The sequence below is a fragment of the Flavobacterium sp. TMP13 genome (assembly GCF_050847115.1).
In the GTDB taxonomy this organism is placed as follows: Bacteria; Bacteroidota; Bacteroidia; order Flavobacteriales; family Flavobacteriaceae; genus Flavobacterium.
Genome location: NZ_CP193656.1, coordinates 2,535,769 through 2,562,748, shown reverse-complemented (window position 1 = coordinate 2,562,748; position 26,980 = coordinate 2,535,769). Strand labels below are relative to the sequence as shown.

The following is a 26,980-nucleotide window of genomic DNA, read 5'->3' as shown; positions in this document are numbered from 1 at the left end:
CCAATTGTATGTTTGAGTATCAGCAAAACACGCTTTGTGTATCTAGCAATTGGCTTTACTCCGAAGGAATAATGTCAGAGGCTAATTATAAATATTTATGCTCTAACGGTAAAATAAAGAAAACAGTTATCGGCGGTAACGGTCGCAAAGCTCTTGTAGCCTACGAATCCATCCCCGATCGTTTTAAAAAACTAATTCGTGAAAAAGTGGGTGATCCTTATGCAAGTGTCAAAAACATTGTTTTTGGTGATCATATGCAATGGGACCACAATGCAGAACAATACTTCGCTACTTACCTACTGGAAAATGGCTCACACCTACCCGAAGAGAAGCAAAAAGAATACACGCACCAAGCGATCATGTTCAACGCTGTTAAGCACATCGCCACTAACGTAGTAGTTCAAAAACGCTTTGGAGGAAAAAAACAAATGTGGGAAAGGATGCTTGAGGCTATTGGTAACCTGCCTGAAACTTGGATGCACACTCGATACAAGAACGTAGTTTCTTTTAAACGTGCCATTCAAAAATACGAGCAAGAAGGTTACAGCTCTATCGTTTCAGGAAAATGGCTCAACTCCAACCCTTCTAAGATTGTTGACGAAGTTGCTGATTGGATCATGTCGCAATACTGCCTTCCAGTAAAATACACAATTACTGAAGTAGTGAAAATTTACGAATCAGTACGAGAAGCCAAAGGATGGAAAACATTAAGTGAGCGAGCCGTTGGCGCATGGCTCGACAAAACAGAACAAAAACGAATATGGATGCTCGCACGTGACGGAAAAGACGAATATATGAAACACTTTGGACACACCGTTACTCGTAACCGCACACAATGGTTCCCAAATGCTTGGTGGGCGATTGATGGTACTAAACTGGATTTGGTACACTTTGCCGATAACAAACAAAAGATGGCTGCCGAACTGAAAATAAACGTTGTTTTTGACGTTCATAGCGAAAAAATAATAGGATGGGACATTGCATACTCCGAAAACCACGCATCGCATTTTAGAGCCATTAAAATGGCTGTTAACGAGGCGGGTTGTCGTCCGCATTTGTTCACATATGATAAACAATCGGGTCATACATCTGGAAAAATGCAAAATCTATATGATAAACTACCCGTAAAAGGACATCATTACAGCCATAAAGTAGGTAGAAAATCAAGTCCAGCGGAACAAATTTTTAACCGCTTGCAACAACAAGTGATTTCTAAAATGTGGTTCTCGGATAAACAAAGCATCAAGGTGAGAACCGCAACCAATAAACCGAACACGGATTTTATTGTAGAATACAAAGAAGCGCTTCCAACGGTAGATCAGTTTAATAAAATCTTTACAGCATTGGTAAACAAATGGAATGCAGGGAAACAAGAGGACTGGACATACAGTAGAATCGAAAGATATAACGAAGAGACCGAACACCGTGAAGAAATAAGCATTATGGATCAATTATCCATGTTTTGGATTGACGAAACCAAGGTTAAAAAATACTACGCTCACGGAATGCCGCTAACGGTTGAAGGTAAAGACTACATCTACGAGGTGTATGATGAAACCAACAACATCGACCTTGAATTTAGAAGGAAATATGTTGGCGAAAGTTTGATCGTAAGATATGATCCTGAACGACTGGACGAATTTGTTGGATTGTACAATTTGACGCCATCAGGAGAAAAAACATTTGTTGCTTATGCACAATCCAAACGAATGCACGAATCTATTCCAGTGCTAATGAAAGGAAATTCAAGAGCATTGCTGGACCAAGACATTGCTATTCGGGATGCAGAATTAAAACGAGATCAACTCGCTTATGAAAATTTAATTAAGCGTTCGGGCATCAGTCGAGAAAGCTTAATCGAAGAACAGGAACTTATGATAAAGTTTCAAGGACACCTCCCAAAAGAGGAACAAATGGAAACCGACCGAACCGCATTTCATTCACGATTTTAAAACTATTTAAAAAGCATTTAAAACTATTTAAAAAGCATTTAAAACTATTTAAAAAACCATTTAAACACTGATTAAACCTAAGATTATGACACACACAGACAAATTAGCAATCGTAGAACATTTAGATCAATACATCACTCAAAAAGGATCGCAAAACAAAGTCGCTATCGAAATGAAAACCGTTTCTGCTGCTACCCTATCACAAATGAGAAACCACAACTGGGAAAACATAGCTGAAGAAATGTGGCGCAAAGTTTCTGCCTTTTTAGGCATTGGCACCAATGAATGGAAAATAGCCGAAACGGGAAACTCGCAATTGCTTATGAAGTTATTCTCAGAGTCTCAAAATTTTGCTTTAGTACTAGCAGTAACAGGAAATGCAGGAAGCGGAAAAACGGCAATCGCCAAAAAATACGAAGAGGAAAACAAAAACGTGTTTCGATTGTCTTGCAACGAATATTGGGACAAAAAATGGTTTTTACGTGAGTTGCTTTCCAAAATGGGAAAAGAAACCGACGGTATGACCTTGCCCGAAATGATGCACAAAGCGGTTACCACTTTAAAGTCAGTATCAAACCCGAAAATCATTTTAGACGAAGCCGACAAATTAACCGATACCGTGCTATTGTTTTTCATCACACTATACAACGAACTCGAAGGACATTGCGGCATTACCATCATGGCAACTCAATATTTAGAAAAGCGCATCCGTCGTGGAATCGCCATGCAAAAGAAAGGCTACCGTGAGATTTACAGCCGTGTGGGTTTGCGTTTCATCGAGTTAGACCAAACCACTTATGCCGACATCAAAGCCGTATGTGTGGCGAACAGCTTGACAGACGAACAGGCCATCAGAGGTATTGCCAAAGATGCCGATGGAGATTTGCGACGAGTTAAACGTTTGGTATTTGCCAACAAAAGAGCATCCTAATGAGTGAATTTAGATACCACCCGATAATCGAAGACCTCAAAATAAATGAGGACGGGACCGTAATACTATTAAGAAGTCAGTCGATCAATATTTATCAACACGCACACGCTAAAACCAAAAAAGGCCGCAGAGTAGTTACAATCAACCAAAAAACAGTAACCGTAACAAGGTTGACGCTCGAAGCGTGGCAAGGGGTTAAACCCACAGGCGAAATGACCGCACGTAGAGTCTTAGAAGATGGTGGCGACCATTACAGCAACTTATGCTGGGGAAAAACAGGATCAACCTCCAGCAATCAAAAAGACAATCCTGCAATTGCAGCCAAAAGAATAATGACTAAAGAAGTATTTGACGACATCCGAAGCAGGTACCCAAAAGAAACCATAAAATCACTTTGTCAGGAATACGGAGTATCGCAAAGTGGTTATTACAAAAGCAAATTCTATGAGGAAATTAAATAGAGCCTACTCTGTATCAAACGTTCTTTCAAAAAAATTCAACACACTCGAATTCTCTGGCGAAATGGAAGCCAGTTTAGGGAAACCCGACAAAGCATTTTCGGCAATCATTTGGGGAGGTACCACAAACGGTAAAACCGAATTCGCAATCAAGTTTGCAAGGTACTTGACCAACTTCGGCAAAGTTGCTTACAACTCTTTAGAGCAAGGAGTTTCTGCAACGATGCAAAAAGCTTTAGAAAGAAATCACATGGAGTCTTGCGGTAACTCTTTCATGCTTTTGGATCGAGAACCTTTTGAAGATTTGTTAATACGAATGAACAAACCCAAATCACCCGATTTTTTGTTTGTCGATTCAGTTCAATATACCCGAATCACCAAAGCACAATATTACCAGTTAAAGGAATTGATGTTAAAAAAAGGCAAAGGCATTATTTGGATTTCGCAAGCAAAAGGAAAATTACCAAAAGGCGCATTAGCCGATGACATCATGTTTGATGTCGATTTGAAATTATGGGTTGAGGGTTTCAAAATGTTTCCCGACGGAAGATTAAACGGTGGTGGAGAGCCATTCGTTATTTGGGCAAAGAGAGCCGCTAAATTTTGGAATGAAATAGTTTAAAACAAAACAACATGAAAACAACAATCAACAAAGAATCAGCAGCAGACTTTTTAATGAGCACCATGGAAGTATGCGAAACCAAACAAGATCTATTACTCGCCTTTTGGTTCTACTGGGTCGAAAGTGTAACGCTTAACTCTCTGGAGTTTCAAAAAGTGGTAGCCAATGCAGCCGTAAACAAATGGTTTTTAATCGAGTTGAAAAAAGAAGAAACCGAATGCCGCCACCTCTTGAGCCATTACCCGAACACTGCAGGAAAAGACAAAGATTGGTTGTGGTGTCAAACGGTTAGCAAATTAATGTCAAGATTTCCCAAAGCATTATTAGAAGCAGCCAAAAAGCGAGAGCAAAAACCAAGAACGACCAAAGTAGCGGGAATCAGAATCGAAATGTCCATCATTAATCAAAACTAGCCTATGACAACCGAAATAATAAACCAACGCCTTGAGGACTTGCACAACGTGTTGCTGTACTGCTCCGAACTGGATCGTGTGAGTTTTGGAAAAAACAAAGTGTTTTCGACAGGCGAACGCATCACAATCAACCAAGAGCGTGGTTCCTACTTCAGTCAACTAGCAGCCAATAACGGCGAAATATTTCCGCACGAAGTTAGAACCTACCAAGTTGCAGCACACGTTGACAATAAGATCAACAAAACACTAGAACAAATACACGCTACCAGTTGGGGCGGATTCACAAACGATAAATTTTTAAAGTAGCCATAAATATGAATACAACAACGCAATTAGTACCCGAATTAACCACCGCAGAATTAGAACAAATGTTAGCGAACCGCAAAAAAGCAGAACGCGCTAAAGAAGAAAAAGAAAAAGCAACCTACGAAAAAGACCGTGACCAAATGGTCGAAAAAGTACTGCTAACCGCCAGTGCCTTATTTAGAGAGTTGGGAGAGTTCAAAACGTACTGTCACATCGAAATGGACAAGCAAGCGGTGAAGCTTTCAGAATACGGTAAAGTTCGCAGCAACTCCAAAGGCGGTTTTTCAGTAACCAATTCAGACGACACCATGCGCATTACACGACGAAGAGACACCGAACCCGTTTGGGACGAACGAAGCGGAAAAGCAGTCGAGCTGATCAAAGAGTTTTTGGGTGATGCCATCAAAAAACGAGATACCAAGATGCACGACATCTTAATGAGTTTCTTGGAGCGCAACGCAAACGGTGATCTCGAATACGGTCGAGTAATGGATTTGTACAAGCACGAAGACAAGTTTGATGATCCAAGATGGAAAGAAGGATTGAAGTTAATCAAAGAATCGTTCTCGAATCACCTCAAAGGTTACGGCTACGAGTTCAAAATGAAAGGTGCCGATGGCAAATGGCAAAACTTGTATTTAAACTTTTCTAGCCTGTAATATGAGCAATTACACCACCACAATACTACTAGCGATTCTGCTAGTAGTATTGAATAAAAAAGACATCGCCATTTATATAGAGTGGCTGCATTTCAAAATATACTCCAACTACAAACAACGACAAAATGAGCGTAGAAATAATACCAGTAAAAGATCACCAAGAATACACGGTTAACGGTCACTTGGTTTGCAAAGATCAATTCAACAACTGGACGTGCAAACACGATTTGTCTAGTACCGAAATGAACGCCTTTAAGAACTATGAGAAAATGGTAATAAATAACAAAGCATTTACCAAGCACGCAAAAGCAACCTATAAAACCAAATAGCAATGTCAAAAATGAGATTTGTACGATACGGCGAGAAACCAACCGCTTATCAATGCACCAAGAAAACCTGCAAATGGGAAGGTCCATTTGATGAGCAAGTAAAAGTTAGAAAAAGACGAAGCTGCGACAGTGAATATGTGTGTCCTAATTGTGGTCACAATGAATTTTACGGAATCGTAGAGAACATCGATTAATAGGTTAGTTAATTCGGTACCGAGTGTTAAAAAGTGGATGAGTTTACCTCTGCGGGTTCGAATCCCGCCACTCGGACAAACAATAAAACAACAAGCAATGTATATAAACTTAGAAAAGCACCATTTGGCACGAGTAGTTCCACTCATCGAAGCACGCATAAAATTACTTAGAAAAAGAATCCTAAAAGAATGGGGAGACGATTTAGGCGATTATGATGCGGAAGGTTTAGAAACAAAAATTTGCGAAAAAAACGACGAGTATTTCAGACTCAAACAATCATTAAGACTAATAAGCCAATCAGAATGACAAAAGCAACTAAAACCAAACCACCAGTAGTCTACGGCGATCACTTACCCATCACGCCGTTTCAAATAAATCGCATCATGAACAATTGCAACTACCAAGTCGAAATGAAAAACGAATGGGTGCAATGGGTAACCGAAGACACGTCGCGAACCAGTTTAAAGAGCATCACCCAAGCGCAAGCCGTCAAGATCATCAAACAGCAAACAGGCGACACCGCCGAAAGCTCAAAGCCGAAAGCCGAAAGCCACGAAGACAACTGGGCATTATTCGACAGCAAGAACAAACAGCACTTAGGCGTTATGGCCAATCTCCGAACGCTGCAGTGGACGGTACCCAATGAAAGACACGGCGAAGTTGCCGACCTCGAACGATTAAGCAACTTTTTAAAGAGTGATTTATCGCCAGTTAAAAAGCCTTTAAAGAAAATGGAACCGTGGGAAGTTTCGAAAATTATAGAATGTTTTAAATCAATGATAACCAAAAAATACAAATAGCATGAAAAATTTAATAGATCAAACAGTACAGTTTCTTAAAGACGTTCGAACGTTTGTCTACGTTGATAAAAGCGTCTCTCCTTCAGAAACAAAATGATAAAATGTCTAACCACTAAAAAAAAACAATTATGAGTTACTACTATTTAATACTAGCGATAACTATCGCTGCAGCTATCGGTTTTGTAGCTGGATTTTATATTGATTTTCTATATGGTTTTAGTCCAGATTTAGAATACGACGAAGATTTACTACCGCAACATTATTGCCATGAATGCGAATGTCACACGCCTATTATAGAGAAAGAAGGAAGTTTCTACTGCTCCAATTGCGGTTTATACCATTAAGATGGAAGATTACAGCATAACCAAGGTATGCGCCCACGATGTCGCCTACCTAAAAGTATTAGAAAGTGTCGCCACTTGCGAAACCACTCAATTAACGTGTGCCGATTGTGGCGAGGCACTCGCAGAACCTAAAACCGAATGTTAGAATGAAAACAATAACAAGCAAAACAGAGCTTTTAAAGAAATTAAAAAAAGAGAATATACTATATAACGGACGTATATGCTATTTAACAGATTTCCATAAAACAAAATGCGGAAAAGTATTGGTTAACAAGTTAATTGTTGAACGTGTGTTAGAACCTGCTAATCAAATGAAGCAATGGTTTGAAAGTGAATGGAAGCTTCGCAAAGCAGTAGGAGTTCATCACGGTGTCGAAATTTTCCACGACGCTCAACGAAATCAATTTTTCTTTAGAGTGCCAAAAGGAGTTTATGATATTGATACGTACCAGTACTGTATTGAAAAGCTGGACTATTTGAAAAACTTAGGTGAGAAACTATCATGAAAATAACCTTAAAACTTTCCAATCAACAGCTCAACACTTTAGTGTATTGTTTCGATGCAATAAAAACAGTTTTATCAGTAGAAACGCGAGAAGTAAAAGTAAGTCGTTTTGTCCTGGAGAAAGTCGCTTTAAAAATCAGAAAGAAGCACCTGGAAACGCAAATGATACAAACCAATCTTTTTGCTAAAAAAAAGAAAATCAATTTTGGTTTAGAGTATTTCGAAGCTCATTTTTTAGAGCAGTTTTTAATAGTTGTCAGCCATCACCCACTAAACGAATACGATCGCAATGTGGTACGACACATTCAATCCACTTTAAATCAACAACTTGCTTAATTATGACACTCAATAAAAAAAAGCCAAAGCCACCTGAACTCTCAGAAACTTTAGCCGAAATGAACTACCGCCAAAAACAAGAAGCCAAAGAGCTCGCAGCAAAATTCAAAAACATCAAACCCACTAAATATCTTTTAAAATGCTAAAAATATATATCGCAGGCAAAGTAACAGGATTACCAGAAAATGAAGTTTTCTCAAAATTCCACAACACCGAAATCCTTTTGGCTTTAGCCGACTTTAAAGGAGTCAATCCAATTAAGATAGTCAACAATGTCAAATGCGAGTGGAGCACTGCCATGCGTCTTTGTATTGCCGGATTAATGCAATGTGATTCCGTTTTGTTGCTGCCGTGTTTTATTGGCAGTAACGGCGCACTAATCGAGTCAGAATTGGCACACCATATTAAAATGCCTGTATTCTATAACCTAAAAGATTTAAAAGAATGGAGAACCACGTTAGCTACAAAGTAACCTTCAAAGAAACCGCCGACGAATGGCTGTTCCAGTACCGCGAATCCGATCGAGTAATTCACGCCTTTTTCAACATCAAAGGGAAACGAGTTTTAAAGTTGTTGCAAGCCGTTCAGTTTCCTGGTACCATCGACGACATGGAAAAATGGTCGCAGTATAAAAAAGTTGTTACTATAGAATTGGTTATAAACGATTATTCGTTCGAAACCTTTTGGACAAAGTACAATTTGAAAGTAAAAAAAGAAGCTTCGCAAAAAGTGTACGACAAATTAAACCTGGTCGAAAAAATTAAGTGTTTCAACGCTCTCAAAAAGTACGATGAATTTTTAGCCAAAACAGGTCAAGCCAAAGCGCATTTAGTAACGTGGCTCAATCAAAAACGATTTAATGATGAGTATTAGCCGATTATAACGTTTCGCAGCTATATGTCTGTTGCCAAAAGTAAAAAATAATGCTTCGATTAAGCACAAATAATCACAAATACAAAACAAATTATAAATCAAGCCGAAAATGGCAATAGCATATAACTGCTGTTATGCGTTCGGGCTTTATCACAAAATTAAATATAATGACACAAGAAGAAAGCGAAGAAAACAAAGTGGTTCAAATATGCTACGACTATTTAGACAAGTTCATAGATATTTATCCAAAAGACAAAAATGCTGATGGATTACAATGGGAAAATAAAATGCCTGAAAAAGTAAAATTAACGGTGTATTGTAAAGGTACAAATCAGCGAGGTTTTTTGGTAAATATGAGCTCTGATGAATTAGGATTAGAGGCGTTAATTGCTAATAAATGGATTATTCACTCAGAACTTGAAGCGTTGGCAGGTCGTTCTTTAGCCTGACGCATAACTCAAGGCTTGGCGATCGTTTTAATGTCGCCAAACCAAAGTTATAATCGATTTATGAAATTTAAAAAACAGTACAAATGAAAGATAAAAATTTAGCGGAATTAGAACGTGAAGCAGAATATTTTCAAGAATTAGCCAAAAAAGCAAAATTGAGTTGGCAAAAGAGCCGAAACAAAATGACTCATTTAAAACCTAAAAAGAAGAAACGAAAATGAAGACAAATAAAATTATTACCAAGCTGCTACTGTTACTCGCTATTACAGCAGCAGCACAAACCCAAGCGCAGACAGGCGTTCATTTTAATACAAACGAATATTTTACTGTCTCAGCTTCTATTGATCCAACAGCGAGCTATAAAAACAACTCGCTAGACGCAGCTGCAGAAATAGAATATGTTGGTTTTGTATATGTAAAAGCAGGTGTCGAGTATTTCCCTGGTATAAAACCAAGTTATCTTGATTTGCATGGAGCAGTAGGGATCAACTTGATGCTCGACACCTTCGAGAACAGTCGAGCATACGGCGGTATTCGATTAGGTCGAATTTTTAGGGAAGACAAGGCACGCGGTGAACTCTTCGGGCTTGAAAGCGGAATTGACTACAGCGTTACCGAAAAAATGTTTGTCGGTTTACGAGCCACTTATGATTACAGAAATGATGGTTTGCCATTGGGTTGGGGTGCGTATTGGCGAGCCTCTGGATTTGTGAGATTAGGATTTAAGTTTTAATATAAAAACAAGCAGCATAATGATACTAGCATTCACACAACAAATAAACAACAAGCCCACTTATTTTGTAGAGAAGATACATAAGGGAATTAGAGAGAATTATATGTTATCTCCCGTTGATCCATCAATACATTACCCGCCAGATTATAACTACATAGCAAAAGACAAATTACCCACCAAACTCCACACCATTCGAGAAGACAAAAACGACCGTTGGAAAGTAGGAATGAAGATTGATTTTTTTATCAATGTTCGTCAACCAAATATGTTTCGTTTCGCTCCGGTTCTGCCAGTGGTCGGCATTCAAAAAGTAGAGATAAAGTGGTTCGAGCTTTTCGGAAAGAAGTTGGTAAGAATATTTATTAATGACCACAGTTTTGGATCAGTCAAATTTGACGACTCCAATTTAATAGTTACGGGCGAAATACTAGCACTCGCCCAAAATGATGGCTTCAATACCATAACTGAATTCTTTGATTACTTCAACGAAGATTTTAAAGGAAAACTTATCCACTGGACGGATATGAGTTATTAATAATAAGTTTCAAATACTAAATCCCTTTTAAGGTTACTAAATTTAGTAATGATTATATACAAAGTAACCAAATTTTAGAACAGCATTAGAATCTCTAAATTTGTAGATTAAATAACATAAATATGAAATTAGAGATTAGAAAAGAGGATTATTTCAAGAGATTTGGAAATGAATTGGAAAATATTATTGAAGAAAAATTAAAGGAAATTCTTGAAGAAAGGCATTTGAAAAATGCACTTATTATATTAGATATTTTAAAGCCAGGAGACAGCATTGGTTATTGGGATGACACTGTTTGTATTGATGGTTATAATTTACGTATACACGTTAATTTTACAGAAGGCTTAAGCTTAAAATTAATTACACAAAAAATAACCACATTTATGAACAGGGTTAATAAACGATAGTTTCTATAAAAATTCTTACATTTGAAAACTAACTTAATAAATAATTGTAATGAAAAATATTTACGAATTAAAATTGATGGAAGAGACGTTCCAAGACAGAGAGCAGTACAGTCAAAGTGCATTGTCCGTGAGAAGAGTTCCTGGTGGTTGGATTTTTACAGACTTTGAAGATAGTCCAGAAGACAATGCGACACAGGCAAGACTTAGCTCTGTTTTCGTTCCATATAATGAAGAGTTTCATCCGTCAGTCGACAAAAGAGATGAAGGATTTTAAAAACTTAAAACTATAAATTTAAAAACTAAAAAATGAAGAAAGCACTATTATTTTTATCACTATTTATTATGCTATCCTGTAGCAAAGAAAGTAAGGTCAAGGAGGTAGCCGCATTCGAGTTTAATAACACATGGTATTGGGTGGCTCAATATGAAAATGGCGCATCAAAGCAAGATGTAGAAGATTACGTTAGTAAGTGGGCAAACCCAAATCAAACAAGTCATTTCTTTATATATGATAAATCAATTGACTTATCCGTTTTTAAAGACAAGGCATTAAATTTTAATACGTTTGCACAAACAGTTTTGGCTAACAAACCACAATACGGATATTACAAAATGCCTCCTGATACTAAACTTAACAATGACGCTATTTGGCTTTTAGAACAATCCCAAAAACAAAACTAATACCACGAAAAAGCCCACCTAAAAAGTGGGCTTTTTTATTGTTAAAAAGTTTTCTATTTTTGTCTTATGACTCGCAAAGAACGCCTTACCGAAAGAAACAACCAAGTACGTAAAATGTTCTACGAATTGCACGGCAAACATAAAGAATGGCGTGTAGATGCTATCATTGATAAAGTAGGCGAAAAAATGTTCTTAGCCTCCCGCACGGTAGAAGCTATCCTTAATTACGAAGGAATATATGGCGATGCACCCGCACCAAAATCACAGCTTCAGTTGTCGCTTTAAAATACTTTTAAAGTATATTTAAACGTTGAAGTTTTTAGCATTCGTTTCCGCTTCTTTTACTTGTTCCGCAGTCATTGTACTTTCATACGGCATTTCTCCAAACACTTTCCCGCTCAAGGCGGCATTATCTTTAAAAACTCCTTTTATAGCAATTTCAGGAACTAAGGCTGTTGGTTCCTCATCCGTCTGCTCAAGGCTACAACGACAACCCCAATCAAGTGGTACATTGTGCGTTTTCCAAAACGGGTGGTTAATGGGTAAAATTAAACCGTCTAGTTCCTTGTGTTTCTCCCGCGTTCGGGCATCATTTACCGCATTGTACTTCAGGTTTGGGTATAAATCGGCATCGGCTTCAAAACCTTTCCATTGCTCCACACTATTAGCAGTTGCTACTGTATGGTGATACTCTGTTTTTAACCAGCGTTGATTGTACACCACATTCAATTCCGCTGCCTTTTTATTAAATTCTGACCACGGCACAACGGCACCATCTAGCGTAAGAGCCTCTTCCAGTTGTGTTCTAAAGCTGGTTTCCTTAAATGCCGAAAATGTAGCAATATCGTCTTTTAATGCTTTCGCTAAATCGACATCGTAGAATTCAGAATCGCCATTGTAACCTAAATCAAACCCCTCTGAAAAATGAGTGTTGTAATAACTCCACAATGCTTTTTTGTTTTCTTCAGAAACATTTCTATCATCAAATAATTGTCTAAAATAATCTTCTAAAAGCCTGCTTAAAATATCGTCTTGTTTGTCCAGTTTTATAACATTATGATCAACATCACAACATTGGGAACGATAATACAATTTAAGCAGGCTTAAGGCTTTTTTCCGCTCTCGTTATTTGGCGTTTTTGGCTGTTGATTGGATTGCACATAATCAATTTCCACACCGTAGGTTTCCTCCATGTATTGTTGTTTCAATACCACGCCATTTGCCATGAGAATACCGTCAATTTTTATTTGTTTTTCAGGATCTTTTGTCTTTTCAATGGTAATTTTGGCATTGTCTGGAATAGCATAACCCAACTTGCGCATAGCTGGAACCAATCGTTTGTTTAAAAACGAAAGCATTTTCTTCTTATCAGATTTAATAACCTCTTCAAGGGTGTTTTCGTGTACGTTTCCTTGTGCTTTAGATGCACCATTCTCGGTGGTCATGGTTTGGTGCAAAATCAATTTCGAAAGCTCTTTGTCCAGGGCTTGAATTTTTTGATAAAAAACATTAAAAGAATCGGCTTTGCTGTTTTCTTTAATATCAATTTCAGTACCTATCGGGAATACTCCATAAGGCGCGCTTCCCATTTCTTCCAGCCATCCTGCCACTTCATTTTTCACAGTTTCGCTTTGACTCGCTACTTTGGCAATACGAATGGGAACGCCAAACAACTCTTCAAACTCATCCCAAGAGCCCCATGAGTGGCGTTTTAGAATCGTATAAACCGCTGCCTTTTCAAGAATTCCTATATTGCTGTAGAATTTAGCATAAAGCAATATATCGTCCACTTCAGACACGTCCAGTCCTTTGTTGCCGTTTATGTCGTACAATAATATCTTTTGTCCTGGTACCACTAATCCACGATCAATAAGTTCCACTTCCTTTATAGCTCCTTTTTCAAAATCCTTGATCCATAAGTAGGCTTCGCCTTTAAATGTGGTTTTGTGCGCTTCTTCTAAAACGTAGTCAAACCATTCCTGATCTTCAATAAAATTTGTAAGCTTGTCATCCTTAATACCATCTATAGAAAATATAAAATCTTCGTTAATCGTTCTCAAGGTTCTATCTTCAGTAACCGCGGTCAAGTGTCCGTCAAGCAATATATCGTCATAGACTTCTTGCATTGGCCAAAAGCGAGGAATATCACTTTGATAATACGCATAACGTGCCGCCTGCCAGTCGTTAATTTCCTTACGCCATAACCTACGTTGACGGCGAATTACATCGACCATCAAATTAGTTATTTTAGTAATGTCTCCAGCATCGGCACTCGATAGGTTTACCTTTTTTGCTATGGCGTTACCGGATAGGCTTACGGTGCTCACGCGCTTTTGTGCGCTTGCAATGTTTTTATTTCTTGAGCTCATTTTATCGTAATATTAAGTCTAATTCTCTTTTTATTTTGTCGGCAATTTGCCTGTTCAAATACGCTGATTTACCAATAAATTGACGTTTGGGCATATCATCAAGTCCTTCATTATGGCGTTTTGCATAGCCTTTATAAGTTCTAAAAACCACTCTATTACTGCCTTTGCTCACCTGATATTTAAAGGAGTTTTTTAGTTTGTCGCCACCCGTATTAAAACCTACTAAAACCGCTCTATCAGTATTTCGACTACCAAAACGGTTTAAACTTCCTGATCTTCCCACGCGGTTGGTTCTGTAACGGGTCGAGTCTATCCCCATTTTATCAACGGTTTTTCGTTCCTGCCATTTTTCAAGACCAGTATCAGTAAAGCCCTGGTCCCTAAAGTTTTTTGTAATAAACTTTTTGCCCTCAACACCTATCACTCGCAACGCTTTATCTGGTATCTCCTTTGAAGCTCGAATAAGCAATTTTTGCAAATCGCTTAAGCTACCAGCCATTTGTATAGGTTTTTCGGCTGCCCAATTTCATAAATGGAACTTCGCTGTCTGGTATTCCATCGCCATCACTATCTATTAGCTTAGGAGGTAAGTCAGGTTTGATTTTGCCGCTTGAAACTTTTTCAAGCCACAACATTGCTTCGTCATAGCGTAGCTTTGCCATTTCGTTAATTTGCTTCGTTCTGCGGGCGTAAATTTCAAAAAGAACAATTCCCTTTAGGTGCTTTAATACCGTTAAATTACGGTCGGTTGTAGTGGCGTTAAATATTGCAACCGTATCAAAGTATTGAAAAAGATAGCCTTTCATTACATCAATACTTTCGGCAATAATATCGGTAACAATAGCGTCATCATTGTTAATGATTTTATTAATTATTTCGTCTAACCCTACGGTTTTTAATTCTGATTTTTCTAAAAACATGTTTATGGTATTTGTGATTGAAACCCTATTTTTTGTTTGCTATACTTTGGATTAACGAGTCTGTAAATACTCGTTGAAAATGATATTTTATAACTCATCATTTCACCTTCCATATCTAAAGATTCCTCATCTGTTAAGTCAAGCGGTTTAAAAGTAATTCCTCGGAGCTCCTGTAATTTTTCAACAATAGAATCTATCACATCAATTTCAATTAGTCCGTGCTCTTCGTCTGTCGTGCCGTCAAACTGATCCATCCAGCCGTCCTTACAACAAAATATAATATCAACGGTTGCTTGTCCTTCTTGTTTTTGCTCTACCATCATTCCCCAGCGTATCGATTTAATCTCAATTAAAGCCGCAGTAAAATAAGAAGGGAAATTTTCTTTAGGATTAGCAAATTGCCTGCGTTGTAAATCGACCAACTCTAAAGTGGGCAAAGTGGCCAAGGCTTCTTTGATTGTGATAAAAAGTTCTTTGCGTGGTGTCATACTCTACGTGTTTTTTTGCGTTGTCCTATTATGGGCGTCAGGTTACTTTCTTCTTTTTGGCTGTAGCCAAATAGCACTCTACCTTTACGAACGCATTGCTCTAAAACGTCCAGAATATCATCTGGAGTTCTACATCCTTTTTCAAAGGCTACTATGTGTTCAATGGCTTTATCCATATCGGGAGTATCTTTTAACTTTTCGTCAAATGTGATTAAACCCCGCATAAACGTACTGGTCAATGTGGCATCAATACGGTCGTGTTTATCGCCTGATGCGTGGTCAGGAAATGGAATATCTACAGCATTGTTTTCTTCGCAGGCAATAAGCCAGTCCGTTTCATAAACAATTTCTTGTGCTGCCGTAGCATCATAATAAGCAATGATTGACATTCCCTTTTGATTGTATTTTTTTTGCCACTCATAGTGCATATTCATTGCGGTAGGCCTGTCAATTTGTTGGTTGAAAATTTCTAAAACGTGAGCCCGTCCTTTTTCGATTGATACCACGCCACCCGCTTTATAATCCCCACCATCTTTATAGGACAAATCCCAAAATTCAATTAATCCATTAAATATTTGATTGCCGTGAGTTTTCTTAAAGCGGATCCATTCCGCCTTAATACGCTTCCCTTCCTCAACAGGATTGTTAAAGTCCTCTCTTTGGCTGGTGTGGTAATCAGTATCGTTTATAATATCTTTACAATCTTGTACACTATAACGTTCTGGCCAACTTGGCTTAAATTTATCATCACATAAATTGACGGTGCTAATTTTGAAGTTTGGCGATTTCTTGTTTTTTTCGGCATAGCCGTCAACAATTCCGTTTTTTACGATATAGTTGTTGGCCATCACTTGACGAAAACGCCCTTTTTGTCCTGCCTTTCCTAAATCACCCGTTAATTTTTGAACGTTCTCTTTTGTTAAATCAATGTTTTTGGCTTGCTTTCTATCTTCTAAATCGTCCATAGACGCAAAGTCTGGGCGATTGGCATTATTACGCAAACCTCTAAACGGCTGGTTCAATCCTAACGCTTTAAACATTTTGCCGTCATTGGTTTCGAACTGGCCATCAGCCCAGGAACCGTATTGCATTTGTACGCCAAAATCTTTAATATATCGCTCGTTGCTTTCTAAGTGCAATTGCACATCCGACAGCAATAGTTTTCCAGCGTCAAGAGTTCGCCCAATGATTAAACCAAATTTAACCTCGTTGTTCTCCTTCAGGTGGCACAGGTTCCCTACATTAGTATGAATAGACTTTGCCGCACCACGAAACCAACGGCGTTGTTGCTTGATTAATGGGTTTTTAAACAGTTCTAAATAACTGCTTAAATGGAATTTTGAGCAAGGCGCATCTGCTAATGCTAAAAGCGAATTCACACCGTAGTAATATTCGAAAAACTCTAAATAGTTTTCCGGTTTTAAAAGGCGTTTTATTCGCGCTTCTTGTTCGGCTGTGGTTTCCTTAAATAAGGATGCGCCAGAAAGCAGCTGGATTCTTTTTGATTCTCGGTTATACCTTTCAAATGCTTCTTTTAGTTCCGTTTTAGTCATTGCTCACTAGTTCATTTACATATTTATCAAAATGCACGCGTATAACTTGCAACAACTCCAATATTTCATCACGCTTTTTACCTGTGTTGTTTCCAGCCTGAACGACCATAAACTGACTAAAAGCGTCAAAGCTTTCCATAGTGTGAACTGCTTTTTTTCGATCGTCATCCATACGATCAAAAGCGGCTGAAATCTTAGCTAAATCATCCGCTTTATGCGCTGGCTTTTTACCGTCACGAATGTCCAGAACATACTGAAGGATTAGTTTTTTAATCTCGGTTGGCCGTATTGCAAAAAGTTCTTTTTCATTTTCCCAAGAATGAAGCTCGCGCCAGTTCCCTAGCGTTTTAACTCCCACACCTAAAATTTCAGATATATTAGTCAAGGAAAATCCTTTTACAAATAGATCCTTTGCCTGACTTTTTTTATAGTCACTTTGCGCAGCGGTCATTCTGCCTTTGCCCTTACTTGTAGTTTCCATCGATGTTCAGGTTTCCGTTTTCCTCAAACTTTATGTTATTAATTTTCATACCGTCGTACTCTAGGTTTTTCTTAGCGTCAATTAAAAACGGCATATAATCGTCATCACTTAACATTTTGCTGAGTCCAACGCCTAGCTCTGGAAATTCCTTGAATTCGCCTTTTGTCGCGATCAATATATGTTCCTGGTGCGTGTTGTCAGAATAGCCTAAAACAAAGTCGCCATTAGCTATCTGTAAGTCTCCTATTTTGTCTAAAAGTATATCAGTCATAGGGCAAAGTTCAGCATATAATAGGCTTGTAAAAATTGCAATATCAACGCTTGTATCTAATTGATACAATGCTTGTATTGATTAAGTCCAAGCCTTGAAACTGCGTTTTTTTTTACTTCAAAACCGCCCCAATTTTGTCCTCACAATCATCACGAATCCAAATTATAATAAGCCAATGACACACGATTTCATTATTAATACAGAAAACGTAAACGAGTATAAATACCGAATTCTAACAGACGGTATTGACTTCGAACAATACCTGCGTAATCCTGTAGTGTTGTATTTGCACGAGCGTGACTCATATAAAAACAAGGGCACGGAAGTCATAGGCCGTTGTATTAAACTCTTTGTCCAGGATAAGAAACTAATAGCGACAATTGAGTTTGACGAAAACGAGCCATTTTCTAAAAAAATAGCTGACAAAGTAGCGGGCGGATTTATTCGAATGGCATCAATGTATGCCGATGTTATTGCGGCTTCATCAGAACCCGAATTGGTAATAGAAGGTCAATTATATGAAACGGTTACTAAATGTAAACTGGTCGAGATTTCTATTGTACCAATAGGAGGTAATGATGACGCATTAAAATTGTCTAAAAATGATGGACAAGTGAAATTGAATAAACTAAATGTTAAAAATGAAGATATGGCAGATTTAAAAACAATTGCCCTTGCATTGGGTAAAGCGGCGGATGCGTCAGAAAGTGTGATCCTTGACACCATTACAGGGGTGAAATTAGCGGCTGAAACTGCTGAAAAGAAAGTGATTGAGCTACAAGCGCAAATTCAAGGAATCAACACTACAAGCGCAACAACATTAGTTGAAAAAGCGGTCAAACTAGGACTGATCCCTGAAACGTTGAAAGCTTCTCAAATAAAAGCATTTGATGGCGACTTTGAAGGACAAACAGTGATTCTTACCAAATTGATTGCTGATAAAGAAGCGGCCAATACTCAAGCTGGAAGCGTTGACAAAATCAAAGAGGTGGTTTTGAACGGTAAAGCGACAGTTTCAGCCGGAACAACTGACGGCCAAGAAACATTTGATTATTTACAAAAGCACGATGCAGTGAAGCTGTCAAAAATCAGAGAGGATGAACCTGCAAAGTATGCAGAATTAGCCAAAGCCTATCAGGCAGGTGTGAGACACAAAGCGTAATTAATTAATCCCATTTATAAAAAAAGATATGGCAGGTTTACAAAAAGAAGTATGGATTGCAGGTATTCAAGAAAACCCAATCCCAGATAACAGCTTTGTTTTTGCGTCTCAGGACAAGTCCGAGTATGTAGAGAACAACAAACTGCACCTTGCTGAGGCAGGCATCGAACCGGATGTTCACGAGGACTACTTTGCAGGTAGTGAAACTGATTTGCCATTAGCGACAATCAATGACATTCCTAATGAAGTAATCTTAAAAACGTATTCTACAGATAGAACACGCCACAGAGATTTGCAAGAAGTAGAATTGCAGTACAACAAACGTGCTTCAATTACTAATCGTCACAAAACTTCATTGGCGAAAAACCTTGGTAAAAGAGCGGCTTTTGCTTGGGCACCAGCGTTGGATAATACAAATAATAAAATTATTACTGTAGGTGCTGGGAAGTTTATTAGTGCAATCATTAAAATGAAAGCATTTTACAACGGCCTAGACATGTACGATAATTTGAACATTTGTTTGACAGCCGAACACATGGGGACTATTGAAGAAGAAGATACTGTTTTGTACAAGAAAATCTTGGACACAAACAAGATGTACGGCTTTAAAGTGTACAACTACAATCAAACGGCATTATACACTGCGGCTGGAGCTAAAAAACCATACGGAACGGTAAAAGCTGCCGATGATAAAAACTGCTCTTTTACTTGGTCTTCTGACGAAACATTTAGATGTTTTGGAGATACTGAGATGTACGAGACTATCCGTTCAGCGGCTTCACAAGCTGACGAAATCTCATTCGCTCAAAGAGCTCTTGTAGGTAACATTCGTGCAACCAATCCTAAGTATTTAGGAGCAATCTTAAGCTAGTATGGCAAAAGCACAAGAAAAAGCAACGGCATCTGTAGCAGATGCCATTGCTAAAACAGTATCTGAGTACTTTGGAACAGTTGGTTCAAAGGATGAACTGTTTTCGACGGCTGACGGAAATGTTTTTGAAAACCAAGGTTTTGCAAAAAATCACGCTGTAACGCTAGAAGATAAAAACGTAACGCCACACACTAAGGCTAACGCTGTAGAGGTTGTTGACGAAGAAGAAGAAACTGGAGACGCTGGCGCAGCCGCAACTCAAAATATAGGAAAGTAATGCGATCAATAAAGTATATAGCCGTGCATTGTACCGCCACTTCTCCTACCGCGAGCATTAGCGCAATACAAAGCTACTGGAAAAATCAGTTAGGTTGGAAAATGCCCGGCTATCACTTTATTATAAAAGCAGATGGCGAAGTGGTTAATTTATTAGCCATTGATCAAGTTTCTAACGGCGTAAAAGGTTTTAATAGCGTATCCATAAACATCTCCTATGTAGGTGGTGTCGACGCTAAAATCGAACCGCTAGACACAAGGACCACAGCGCAAAAGGTCGCTATGCTAAAATTGCTTAAAGAGCTAAAACAGAAGTTTCCAACAGCAGTAATACAAGGGCATAGGGATTTCCCTAACGTGGCAAAAGCCTGTCCAAGTTTTGACGCTAAAAAAGAATACAAAGATGTATAAGACAATCCTTTTGGTTTTTGTTTGTTTATGTTGTTTTTTGACTTCCTGTCGTACTTCACGACAGGAATCTCAAAAAAGTTCTTCCACAAGTGAAAGCTTTATTACCCATAAAGAAACGTATCGCGACACGGTGCTATTTGCTCCAAAGTCTGAAACAAACTTAAAAATTCCAATTGCTGAACTGGCATTTAAACCAGGTTTAAATACTATTTCAAAACCCAAAACATTCACCCAGAAAAATGGGAACGCTACTGCAAAAATACACGTCGCACAGGATACTCTTTTTGTAACTGCAACTTGTGACAGTCTAGCGATTGTTGCTAAAATAAAAGAACAATTAAGAACGGAAGTAACCGCTACAGCTCGTAGCGATGTCGAGAATTCTAAATCTAAAACGGGGTTCAACGTCTTTGATGTTTTAGGCTCATTTTTAATAGGTATAATTCTAGGTGTTGGCGTTACGCTCATCTTTAAAACAATTTCAAAAGTATGATACCAAATATTTCATTCAACATCTCTAGTAATGGTCTAGGGTTGCCACAGGCCGAAATTCAAAAGATACCGGGCTTTGTCCTAACAGGTGTAACCGTTGTAGGTGCTAATAAAGTAACTGCGGGCACATCTTACCAAATTTTCTCGCTTGAAGAAGCGGTTAATTTAGGGATTACTGAAGGCGGAACAAACGATTTTGCATACAAACAAATAGCGGCTTTTTATGCTCAAGCTAAAAAAGGTGCTGAACTGTGGTTTATGCTCGTGCTAGGAACCGTTACTATGGAAGATCAAGCGGATATTACTAAAGATAACGCTCGAAAATTATTGAGTGACGCTAAAGGTAAAATTCGAATTTTAGGACTGTTGAAAAAGTCAGGAGCTTCGGAAGTTATTACGGATGGTTTAGACACCGATGTGCATTTAGCAGTGGTAAAGGCTCAAGCCTTGGCACAGGACTTTGCCGATCGTTTCTATCCAGTGCGCGTTTTGATTTCAGGGAATAAGTTTAGTGGCGTTGTTGCTGATCTAAAAGATTACTCTACTACAAATTATAATAAAGTTTCGATTTTGATCTCTAATACAGATGGGTCAAAAGAGGCGGCCATTGGCTTGACTCTTGGTCGTTTGGCTTCAACGCCAACGCAAAGAAAATTGAGCCGTGTAAAAGATGGTGCAATTGAACCTTTTGCAGCTTATTTTACTAATGGTGCTACTGTTGCCACACTTGATACTGCTTGGGATGCCATCGATACTAAGAACTACACCTTTATGCGAAGCTTTGCTAATTTGTCTGGTTTTTATTTTACTGGTGACAAAACCTTGACAATGGCAACCGATGACTTCAATAGTTTAGCGAGAGGGCTAGTTATGGATGAGGGCGTTTTAATCGCCTACACTACATTAGTTCAAGAGCTGTCTGATGAAGTTCCCGTAACCGAAGCCGGAACCATTCACCCAGCAATTATAAAAAGTTGGCAAAATGCTGTTGAGAAACAAATTAAGGCTTTAATGGTCGATACTGCCAAACTTTCAGGAGTGCGCGCTTATATTGATGAGAATCAAAACGTATTGCAAACCAATAACGTAAATGTTGCCTTGCAATTATTACCAGTTGGTTACTCTGATTTCATAACAGTGAACATAGGATTCACTACAAAACTAGAATAGTATGTATAGTTCTAAACAATATTCTTGGAATGACATTTCTATTGCAATGGCTGGACGCATCGTTGAGGGAATCGAAGATGTAGAATACACTTCAAAACAAGACAAAGCAGTTCTAAGAGGTCGTGGCGGAAAAGGACACGGTATTACTCGCGGAAATAAAGACTACGAGGGTAAAATAACGCTTTGGCAATCAGAGGTGGAAGCCATGATTAAAGCAGCACCAAATAAGGACATTCATTCCTTAAACTTTGATATTATTTGGGCTTTTGCTCCTGATGATGGTGGCGCAACTGTTATTGACGTGCTTGCGAGCTGCGAAATTACGGAGTATAAAAAATCCATGAAGCAAGGCGATAAAAACATGCTAGTCGAGTTGCCTTTCATTTTCTTAGATGTTAAGCATCAACAATAAAAACAATGCGTTCAACAACTGGACTCTTTATGATGCTGATCGGGATGATCAGTTTCACGATGTCGGCAACTACACCGACTTTGGAGCAAAAACAAGAACCTAGTTTCACACAGGGGATTATCCCTTACGAAATTGGAAACGTAGCTTTAGTAACTGATTTTTCATTTCATACTGAAGTATTTTATTTTGACCAGGGTCAAAGCTATTTGTATCGCTCGCTAGACTTAAAAAACAACACTTTTGCCACCGTTTTAGACGTAGGTTGGTGTCAGGAATGGCGACCAATTTTTAGTACTACATATAAAGAAAAGTTGCAATCTAACTTTAGTATTGGTCACAAGTTGCGAATATCTAAGATAGGAATAAAGCAAAATAGGGACAACTGCTAGGTGCAAATTAATAATATGTAAAAAGCCATTCGCCTTGGCGGGTGGCTTTTTTTATAAACAAAAAAACAACAAACAAAATGAAAATTGAAGACACACAAATCCAAGAATGGAAAGATAAATACGGCAGCGTTTACGCTTTGCCTGTAGAAGACAAAACAGCTTATTTGCGTGAGCCGAAAATGAAAGATTTCAAGCGCGCTTTTACTGCTATGCAGGATAGTGGCGATTTAGCTTTTGGCGAACAAATGATCAACTTACTTTTTATTGGTGGTGATGAAGAAATCAAAACCAATGATGAGTATTTTCTTCCAGCTCGTAAGGAGATCAAAGAGTTTTTCAATTTTGATGAAGCCGAAATTACTAAAGAAAAAAACAACCATATCATTACTATTGGCGATGCTACTTGCAAAGTGCGCATGATCACTAGGGATGATTTGAAACTAGCTGAAAAGAAAAACCCGGGCAATAAACCATTTGTTACTCAAGAAAAATTATTCGAAGCGGTTTGTACTTCAAAAGATGCAGTCTTTGATGATAGAGATAATGCAAATGTGCGTTTCCCGTTGTACCAAGCTATTGAGAAGCTACAAAACATGAAAGTAGCGATTATAAAAAAGCTTTAGAAGAGGCGGTTATTGACAACAATGACCCCTCATCTTTTGATTACGTGACAGAATCAGGAGCAAAACTACATATCAATTTTAGGCTGTTAGATGCCTATTTACGGTATTATATGCACATTAAAAACCCTCAAAAAATGAGCGATCTTGAATGGTGCGAAGAGGTGCAAAACTTGCATTTCATAAGAACAAAAGAAAAAGAATCATCCCAAAGCTAATACTATGAGTGCTTACGAATTTATTATTCAAATGAAAAACTACGCTAGTTCATCCTTGAACCAAATAGCGGCTAGTGTGGGTATGACTAATAATCGTGTAGGCGAATTGAACAACAATTTTAGAACTACTGAAAGAACTTCTAGTTCATTTACCAACACAATGGGAAGCGGCTTTAAAAGTTTGATTGGTTTAGTAGGTGCACTTGGAATAGGACTTGGCGTTATTGGCAGTATAAAAGCTGTTTTCAATATGGGTGTCGAGATGGAACAAACCAACATTAAGTTTGAAGTCCTCCTTGGTTCCGTGGATAAAGCCACCGTGATGCTCAAAAACTTGAATGATTACGCTAACGCTACACCTTATAGTAATGAAGGTATCATAAAAGGTGCTGAAACGATGCTTGGTTTTGGTATTGCTAATGAAAAAATCATGGGTAATATGAAAATGCTGGGTGATGTTGCCATGGGGAATCAGGAAAAGCTAGGCGGTTTATCATTAGTATATTCTCAAATTATGGCTACTGGCCGATTAATGGGTCAGGATTTATTGCAATTAATTAACCAGGGCTTTAACCCGCTGCAAGTGATATCCGAAAACACAGGAATCTCTATGGGTGATTTAAAGAAGAAAATGGAAGATGGTGCAATAAGCGCGAACATGATTGAGGAAGCGTTTAGGTTGGCTACAACCGAAGGTGGAAGATATTACGATATGTCGAATAAAATGGCAGAAACTGCGGGAGGTAAATGGAGTACTATGATGGGAACATTGCAAAATGTTATTTCTAAAGTAGGAATGGCATTTGCCACTTGGGTTTCTCCTTTAATTGATATAGGAATTACTGTTACTAATAACATTATTCCTTTTGGCCATGCAGTTGCAGGTGTCATTAAATGGATAACAGACGCAAAACCGCTACTGTTTTTCTTTGCCGCTTTGATTACAGGATTAGGAATAAGCTTTGTCGCTACAAATGCAAGTTTTTGGCTTTTCTCAGTTCAGTTTGCAATTTTTGAAGCTCAATTGTGGTTAGCAACGGCTGCGCAAACTGCTCTTAACTTTGTTATGAGTATGAATCCAATAGGATTGGTTGTAATTGCTATAGCCGCATTAATAGCTATTGTCTGGACGCTTTGGACTCGATTTGAAGGATTTAGAGGAATTGTAATGGGAACTTGGGAAGTTTTAAAAGGTTTTGGAACTGCGATTAAAGAATATGTAATCAATAGAATTCAGGACTTGCTTTCAGGTATTACCGGAATTGGAAGTGCTCTTAAGGCATTTTTTAGCGGTGATTTTAAAAGTGCATTCGAGATAGGTAAGAAAGCAGTAGGTGATCTTATGGGCGTTGACTCTAAAAAGAAATTGTTTGATGACGGCTTAAAAGCCGCCAAAACATTTTCTAAAGGATATAACGATGGTGTAAACATGAAAGCTAAGGAAGCGGGAGTTGAACCAGCCGCTAAAAAGGCAGTTGTCCCTGATTACTTGAAAAAGGAAAAATCTGAAGCTTTCGCTGATTTGATGAATGATACCGGAAAAGGTGGAAAAGGTAAAAAAGGTAAGGGTGATAAATCGGATAATATAGTTTCGGGTGGTTCTAGAATGACTACAATAAATATCACTATTTCAAAACTTCAAGACGACACTAAAATATTTGTAGAATCGACTGAAAAAGGAATTGAGCAATTAGGCGAAAAAGTACAAGAGTTATTATTGCGCGCTGTAAATAGCGTGAACCAAATGCAAACCAACTAATGGCTGAATTTAATATAAAAGAAATACTAGTACGTGCTACACTCGATTATATAGGTCCTGCTTTCCCAATGTGGTGGAAAAAGAACCAGTCAAGATATAAGCTGCCGGACTTGTTAGGCATAAACGCCAAACAGTTAATGGGTGCTAAGTATTTTATGACATTAAAAGTGTCGTATAAAGGTGAACAATTTCTTTTTCCAAATGAGCCTATTATTTCGATAGGGATGTCTAAAACTATTGTAAAAACGGCAACCGTAGGGAAGAAAAAGAAACGTTCCGTAAAGGAGTATATTACTACAGACGATGAAGTGATTACAATAAAAGGTGTGTGTATCAATTTGAATGATCCGGAAGCTTATCCAGCGGACCAGGTTAAATTACTAAATGATCTGTTTGAAGTTAACGATGCTGTTGACATTGAGGACAACGCTTTTTTTGAACTGTTTGGTATTCGAAAAATAGTTCTTGAAAGTTTGGATTGGGATGAAATGATTGGAGAAAGCGGATTGCAAAAATACACGATTAGAGCACTAGGTGACGATGATTTTTTTGCTGATTTAAATGATAAAAACAAAAACAAAACCAACCTATTGAGCTAATGTATATACTGGATGGAAAAGTAGAGATAGGCGAATATGTGTTTAATGCTGTTCACGGTATTGAAATTACAAAGTCGGTCGATGATTTGAGCGATACAGCACTTATTAAACTGCCTAGCCGTTTTAAAATTCGTCAAAATGGAGTGCAAAAATATACTGAAGAAGCTATAAAAGTGGGTGATAAAGTCATCATTACTTTGGCCTATGAGGGTATTTATGAAGGTGTGGAGTTTACGGGTTTTGTTAAAAAAATAAGCCCCAAAATCCCAGTTGAAATTCAATGTGAGGATGCGATGTGGCTGTTAAGGCGAAACAATATCAATATAAGTTGGGCTAAAACGAGTATTAAAGAAATTGTTCAGGAAGTAATAAAGGAAACTCCAATAGAGATGTCACGCTTTATGAAAGGTCAAGATATTCCACTTAATAAATGGACTGTTAGAAACGCAAACGGCGCGCAAGTGCTGGAAAGCTTAAGAAAGGATTTAGCGCAAACGGTATTTATTGACGATGAAGGAAAATTGTATGTAGGCTTACAGCAGTTGACAAATATAGGTGAAACGGTTGTTTATGATTTGAATTACAATCTGGTTGAAAACAACTTAGAGTTTAAAAGTGCAAACGAAAGGCGCATTAAGATCAAGTATAATTATATAGACCCTAAAACAAACAAAAAGGAAAGTGTTGAGTTTGGGGACATGGATGGGGAACAACGAGAGTACACCACTTCAGTAGTTTCAGATAAAAAGCAACTGGAGAAAATGGCAAATGCTGAACTGGCAAAAATGAAGTATGACGGTTTTGACGGTGATGTGGTTAGTTTTTTAGTTCCATTCGCCACCAGGGGAATGAAAGCAAAATTAATTGATGAAGAGCACCCTAACCGTGAGGGAAATTATTTTATAAAAAAGGTTGTCACGAGTTTTGATACTGGAGGCGCAAGGCGAAAAGTAACTTTAGGTAGTAGGTTATAGAACTAATAGGGATGAGA

General features: G+C 38.1%; 45 protein-coding genes. 37 read left to right on the top strand and 8 right to left on the bottom strand.

The window, feature by feature from the left end; translation table 11 throughout:
- The first annotated feature begins 8 nt into the window (after positions 1-8).
- The 25 genes from ACRASX_RS11225 to ACRASX_RS11105 all read left to right on the top strand — a co-directional run bounded on the left by ACRASX_RS11225 (position 9) and on the right by ACRASX_RS11105 (position 11,813).
- Positions 9-1,952 carry a hypothetical protein gene (locus tag ACRASX_RS11225; RefSeq protein ID WP_432221289.1) on the top strand — a complete coding sequence of 648 codons (1,944 nt, stop codon included), beginning with the start codon at positions 9-11 and terminating at the stop codon, positions 1,950-1,952.
- 85 nt (positions 1,953-2,037) lie between these two features.
- On the top strand, positions 2,038-2,883 hold the full coding sequence (locus tag ACRASX_RS11220; protein WP_432221288.1) for an AAA family ATPase: 846 nt from the start codon (positions 2,038-2,040) through the stop codon (positions 2,881-2,883).
- Complete coding sequence (locus ACRASX_RS11215) at positions 2,883-3,344, top strand: hypothetical protein (protein ID WP_432221287.1); 462 nt, start codon at positions 2,883-2,885, stop codon at positions 3,342-3,344. Before ACRASX_RS11220 ends, ACRASX_RS11215 begins: the two co-directional genes overlap by 1 nt.
- Entirely contained in the window at positions 3,328-3,963 is a 636-nt protein-coding gene (locus tag ACRASX_RS11210; protein WP_432221286.1) for a hypothetical protein, read from the top strand. Before ACRASX_RS11215 ends, ACRASX_RS11210 begins: the two co-directional genes overlap by 17 nt.
- 11 nt (positions 3,964-3,974) lie before the next feature.
- Entirely contained in the window at positions 3,975-4,376 is a 402-nt protein-coding gene (locus ACRASX_RS11205; protein ID WP_432221285.1) for a hypothetical protein, read from the top strand.
- A gap of 3 nt (positions 4,377-4,379) precedes the next feature.
- Entirely contained in the window at positions 4,380-4,682 is a 303-nt protein-coding gene (locus ACRASX_RS11200; protein ID WP_432221284.1) for a hypothetical protein, read from the top strand.
- Positions 4,683-4,690: 8 nt separating this feature from the next.
- Positions 4,691-5,341 (top strand): DUF3164 family protein, encoded by a 651-nt coding sequence (locus ACRASX_RS11195; RefSeq protein ID WP_066309570.1) that lies wholly within the window; start codon positions 4,691-4,693, stop codon positions 5,339-5,341.
- A 125-nt stretch (positions 5,342-5,466) separates the two neighbouring features.
- The gene (locus ACRASX_RS11190; RefSeq protein WP_066309572.1) at positions 5,467-5,670 is read left to right on the top strand and encodes a hypothetical protein; all 204 of its coding nucleotides are present in this window, start codon (positions 5,467-5,469) and stop codon (positions 5,668-5,670) included.
- A gap of 2 nt (positions 5,671-5,672) precedes the next feature.
- Entirely contained in the window at positions 5,673-5,864 is a 192-nt protein-coding gene (locus tag ACRASX_RS11185; protein WP_432221283.1) for a hypothetical protein, read from the top strand.
- Between the two features lie 97 nt (positions 5,865-5,961).
- Positions 5,962-6,171 carry a hypothetical protein gene (locus tag ACRASX_RS11180; RefSeq protein ID WP_432221282.1) on the top strand — a complete coding sequence of 70 codons (210 nt, stop codon included), beginning with the start codon at positions 5,962-5,964 and terminating at the stop codon, positions 6,169-6,171.
- Positions 6,168-6,665 (top strand): hypothetical protein, encoded by a 498-nt coding sequence (locus tag ACRASX_RS11175; protein WP_432221281.1) that lies wholly within the window; start codon positions 6,168-6,170, stop codon positions 6,663-6,665. Before ACRASX_RS11180 ends, ACRASX_RS11175 begins: the two co-directional genes overlap by 4 nt.
- A 128-nt stretch (positions 6,666-6,793) precedes the next feature.
- Complete coding sequence (locus ACRASX_RS11170; RefSeq protein ID WP_432221280.1) at positions 6,794-7,009, top strand: hypothetical protein; 216 nt, start codon at positions 6,794-6,796, stop codon at positions 7,007-7,009.
- 146 nt (positions 7,010-7,155) lie between these two features.
- A complete protein-coding gene (locus tag ACRASX_RS11165; protein ID WP_432221279.1) occupies positions 7,156-7,515 on the top strand; it encodes a hypothetical protein in 360 nt (119 codons plus the stop codon).
- Positions 7,512-7,850 carry a hypothetical protein gene (locus tag ACRASX_RS11160; protein WP_432221278.1) on the top strand — a complete coding sequence of 113 codons (339 nt, stop codon included), beginning with the start codon at positions 7,512-7,514 and terminating at the stop codon, positions 7,848-7,850. Before ACRASX_RS11165 ends, ACRASX_RS11160 begins: the two co-directional genes overlap by 4 nt.
- 2 nt (positions 7,851-7,852) lie before the next feature.
- Positions 7,853-7,996, top strand: coding sequence for a hypothetical protein (locus ACRASX_RS11155; RefSeq protein WP_157492565.1), 144 nt, complete (start codon positions 7,853-7,855; stop codon positions 7,994-7,996).
- Entirely contained in the window at positions 7,990-8,322 is a 333-nt protein-coding gene (locus ACRASX_RS11150; RefSeq protein WP_432221277.1) for a DUF4406 domain-containing protein, read from the top strand. The genes ACRASX_RS11155 and ACRASX_RS11150 overlap by 7 nt, the downstream gene beginning before the upstream one ends.
- Positions 8,295-8,723, top strand: a complete 429-nt coding sequence (locus tag ACRASX_RS11145) for a hypothetical protein (protein WP_432221276.1) — start codon at positions 8,295-8,297, stop codon at positions 8,721-8,723. Before ACRASX_RS11150 ends, ACRASX_RS11145 begins: the two co-directional genes overlap by 28 nt.
- A 167-nt stretch (positions 8,724-8,890) precedes the next feature.
- Positions 8,891-9,172 (top strand): hypothetical protein, encoded by a 282-nt coding sequence (locus ACRASX_RS11140; protein WP_432221275.1) that lies wholly within the window; start codon positions 8,891-8,893, stop codon positions 9,170-9,172.
- 83 nt (positions 9,173-9,255) lie between these two features.
- On the top strand, positions 9,256-9,393 hold the full coding sequence (locus ACRASX_RS11135) for a hypothetical protein (RefSeq protein WP_432221274.1): 138 nt from the start codon (positions 9,256-9,258) through the stop codon (positions 9,391-9,393).
- Entirely contained in the window at positions 9,390-9,905 is a 516-nt protein-coding gene (locus ACRASX_RS11130) for a hypothetical protein (protein ID WP_432221273.1), read from the top strand. Before ACRASX_RS11135 ends, ACRASX_RS11130 begins: the two co-directional genes overlap by 4 nt.
- A 19-nt stretch (positions 9,906-9,924) precedes the next feature.
- Entirely contained in the window at positions 9,925-10,440 is a 516-nt protein-coding gene (locus ACRASX_RS11125) for a hypothetical protein (RefSeq protein WP_432221272.1), read from the top strand.
- A 122-nt stretch (positions 10,441-10,562) separates the two neighbouring features.
- Positions 10,563-10,847: a hypothetical protein gene (locus ACRASX_RS11120; RefSeq protein WP_432221271.1), complete on the top strand. Its 285-nt coding sequence runs from the start codon at positions 10,563-10,565 to the stop codon at positions 10,845-10,847.
- Positions 10,848-10,896: 49 nt separating this feature from the next.
- On the top strand, positions 10,897-11,121 hold the full coding sequence (locus ACRASX_RS11115; protein ID WP_432221270.1) for a hypothetical protein: 225 nt from the start codon (positions 10,897-10,899) through the stop codon (positions 11,119-11,121).
- A gap of 32 nt (positions 11,122-11,153) precedes the next feature.
- Positions 11,154-11,528, top strand: coding sequence for a hypothetical protein (locus ACRASX_RS11110; protein ID WP_432221269.1), 375 nt, complete (start codon positions 11,154-11,156; stop codon positions 11,526-11,528).
- 66 nt (positions 11,529-11,594) lie between these two features.
- Positions 11,595-11,813, top strand: a complete 219-nt coding sequence (locus ACRASX_RS11105) for a hypothetical protein (RefSeq protein ID WP_066305977.1) — start codon at positions 11,595-11,597, stop codon at positions 11,811-11,813.
- Positions 11,814-11,831: 18 nt separating this feature from the next.
- On the opposite strand, the gene ACRASX_RS11100 is transcribed toward ACRASX_RS11105, so the two are convergent.
- From ACRASX_RS11100 to ACRASX_RS11065, 8 genes are read right to left on the bottom strand one after another with little or no spacing between them, the layout of a single operon-like run.
- On the bottom strand, positions 11,832-12,620 hold the full coding sequence (locus ACRASX_RS11100) for a phage minor head protein (protein ID WP_432221268.1): 789 nt from the start codon (positions 12,618-12,620) through the stop codon (positions 11,832-11,834).
- A gap of 11 nt (positions 12,621-12,631) precedes the next feature.
- Positions 12,632-13,897 (bottom strand): phage portal protein family protein, encoded by a 1,266-nt coding sequence (locus ACRASX_RS11095; protein ID WP_432221267.1) that lies wholly within the window; start codon positions 13,895-13,897, stop codon positions 12,632-12,634.
- 1 nt (position 13,898) lies between these two features.
- Complete coding sequence (locus tag ACRASX_RS11090; RefSeq protein ID WP_432221266.1) at positions 13,899-14,396, bottom strand: phage morphogenesis protein; 498 nt, start codon at positions 14,394-14,396, stop codon at positions 13,899-13,901.
- On the bottom strand, positions 14,386-14,817 hold the full coding sequence (locus ACRASX_RS11085; RefSeq protein WP_432221265.1) for a phage protein Gp36 family protein: 432 nt from the start codon (positions 14,815-14,817) through the stop codon (positions 14,386-14,388). The genes ACRASX_RS11090 and ACRASX_RS11085 overlap by 11 nt, the downstream gene beginning before the upstream one ends.
- Positions 14,818-14,819: 2 nt before the next feature.
- Positions 14,820-15,305 carry a hypothetical protein gene (locus tag ACRASX_RS11080; RefSeq protein ID WP_432221264.1) on the bottom strand — a complete coding sequence of 162 codons (486 nt, stop codon included), beginning with the start codon at positions 15,303-15,305 and terminating at the stop codon, positions 14,820-14,822.
- The gene (locus tag ACRASX_RS11075; RefSeq protein ID WP_432221263.1) at positions 15,302-16,858 is read right to left on the bottom strand and encodes a hypothetical protein; all 1,557 of its coding nucleotides are present in this window, start codon (positions 16,856-16,858) and stop codon (positions 15,302-15,304) included. The genes ACRASX_RS11080 and ACRASX_RS11075 overlap by 4 nt, the downstream gene beginning before the upstream one ends.
- On the bottom strand, positions 16,851-17,339 hold the full coding sequence (locus ACRASX_RS11070; protein WP_432221262.1) for a terminase gpP N-terminus-related DNA-binding protein: 489 nt from the start codon (positions 17,337-17,339) through the stop codon (positions 16,851-16,853). The genes ACRASX_RS11075 and ACRASX_RS11070 overlap by 8 nt, the downstream gene beginning before the upstream one ends.
- Positions 17,323-17,610: an oxidase gene (locus tag ACRASX_RS11065; RefSeq protein ID WP_432221261.1), complete on the bottom strand. Its 288-nt coding sequence runs from the start codon at positions 17,608-17,610 to the stop codon at positions 17,323-17,325. The genes ACRASX_RS11070 and ACRASX_RS11065 overlap by 17 nt, the downstream gene beginning before the upstream one ends.
- Positions 17,611-17,785: 175 nt before the next feature.
- On the opposite strand from ACRASX_RS11065, the gene ACRASX_RS11060 reads away from it, so the two are divergent.
- The 12 genes from ACRASX_RS11060 to ACRASX_RS11005 all read left to right on the top strand — a co-directional run bounded on the left by ACRASX_RS11060 (position 17,786) and on the right by ACRASX_RS11005 (position 26,963).
- Positions 17,786-18,772, top strand: coding sequence for an HK97 family phage prohead protease (locus ACRASX_RS11060; RefSeq protein WP_432221260.1), 987 nt, complete (start codon positions 17,786-17,788; stop codon positions 18,770-18,772).
- A gap of 28 nt (positions 18,773-18,800) precedes the next feature.
- A complete protein-coding gene (locus ACRASX_RS11055) occupies positions 18,801-19,643 on the top strand; it encodes a hypothetical protein (protein WP_432221259.1) in 843 nt (280 codons plus the stop codon).
- A 1-nt stretch (position 19,644) separates the two neighbouring features.
- A complete protein-coding gene (locus tag ACRASX_RS11050; RefSeq protein WP_432221258.1) occupies positions 19,645-19,920 on the top strand; it encodes a hypothetical protein in 276 nt (91 codons plus the stop codon).
- Positions 19,920-20,330 carry an N-acetylmuramoyl-L-alanine amidase gene (locus ACRASX_RS11045; protein WP_432221257.1) on the top strand — a complete coding sequence of 137 codons (411 nt, stop codon included), beginning with the start codon at positions 19,920-19,922 and terminating at the stop codon, positions 20,328-20,330. Before ACRASX_RS11050 ends, ACRASX_RS11045 begins: the two co-directional genes overlap by 1 nt.
- Positions 20,323-20,823 carry a hypothetical protein gene (locus tag ACRASX_RS11040; RefSeq protein WP_432221256.1) on the top strand — a complete coding sequence of 167 codons (501 nt, stop codon included), beginning with the start codon at positions 20,323-20,325 and terminating at the stop codon, positions 20,821-20,823. The genes ACRASX_RS11045 and ACRASX_RS11040 overlap by 8 nt, the downstream gene beginning before the upstream one ends.
- Positions 20,820-21,992: a DUF2586 family protein gene (locus ACRASX_RS11035; RefSeq protein WP_432221255.1), complete on the top strand. Its 1,173-nt coding sequence runs from the start codon at positions 20,820-20,822 to the stop codon at positions 21,990-21,992. The genes ACRASX_RS11040 and ACRASX_RS11035 overlap by 4 nt, the downstream gene beginning before the upstream one ends.
- A gap of 1 nt (position 21,993) precedes the next feature.
- Positions 21,994-22,404, top strand: a complete 411-nt coding sequence (locus ACRASX_RS11030; RefSeq protein ID WP_432221254.1) for a hypothetical protein — start codon at positions 21,994-21,996, stop codon at positions 22,402-22,404.
- A gap of 5 nt (positions 22,405-22,409) precedes the next feature.
- On the top strand, positions 22,410-22,793 hold the full coding sequence (locus ACRASX_RS11025; protein WP_157492569.1) for a hypothetical protein: 384 nt from the start codon (positions 22,410-22,412) through the stop codon (positions 22,791-22,793).
- Between the two features lie 77 nt (positions 22,794-22,870).
- Complete coding sequence (locus ACRASX_RS11020) at positions 22,871-23,416, top strand: hypothetical protein (RefSeq protein ID WP_432221253.1); 546 nt, start codon at positions 22,871-22,873, stop codon at positions 23,414-23,416.
- A gap of 219 nt (positions 23,417-23,635) precedes the next feature.
- Entirely contained in the window at positions 23,636-25,390 is a 1,755-nt protein-coding gene (locus ACRASX_RS11015; RefSeq protein ID WP_432221252.1) for a tape measure protein, read from the top strand.
- On the top strand, positions 25,390-25,989 hold the full coding sequence (locus ACRASX_RS11010) for a DUF6046 domain-containing protein (protein ID WP_066306024.1): 600 nt from the start codon (positions 25,390-25,392) through the stop codon (positions 25,987-25,989). Before ACRASX_RS11015 ends, ACRASX_RS11010 begins: the two co-directional genes overlap by 1 nt.
- Positions 25,989-26,963: a late control protein gene (locus tag ACRASX_RS11005; RefSeq protein ID WP_432221251.1), complete on the top strand. Its 975-nt coding sequence runs from the start codon at positions 25,989-25,991 to the stop codon at positions 26,961-26,963. The genes ACRASX_RS11010 and ACRASX_RS11005 overlap by 1 nt, the downstream gene beginning before the upstream one ends.
- Positions 26,964-26,980: the final 17 nt, after the last annotated feature.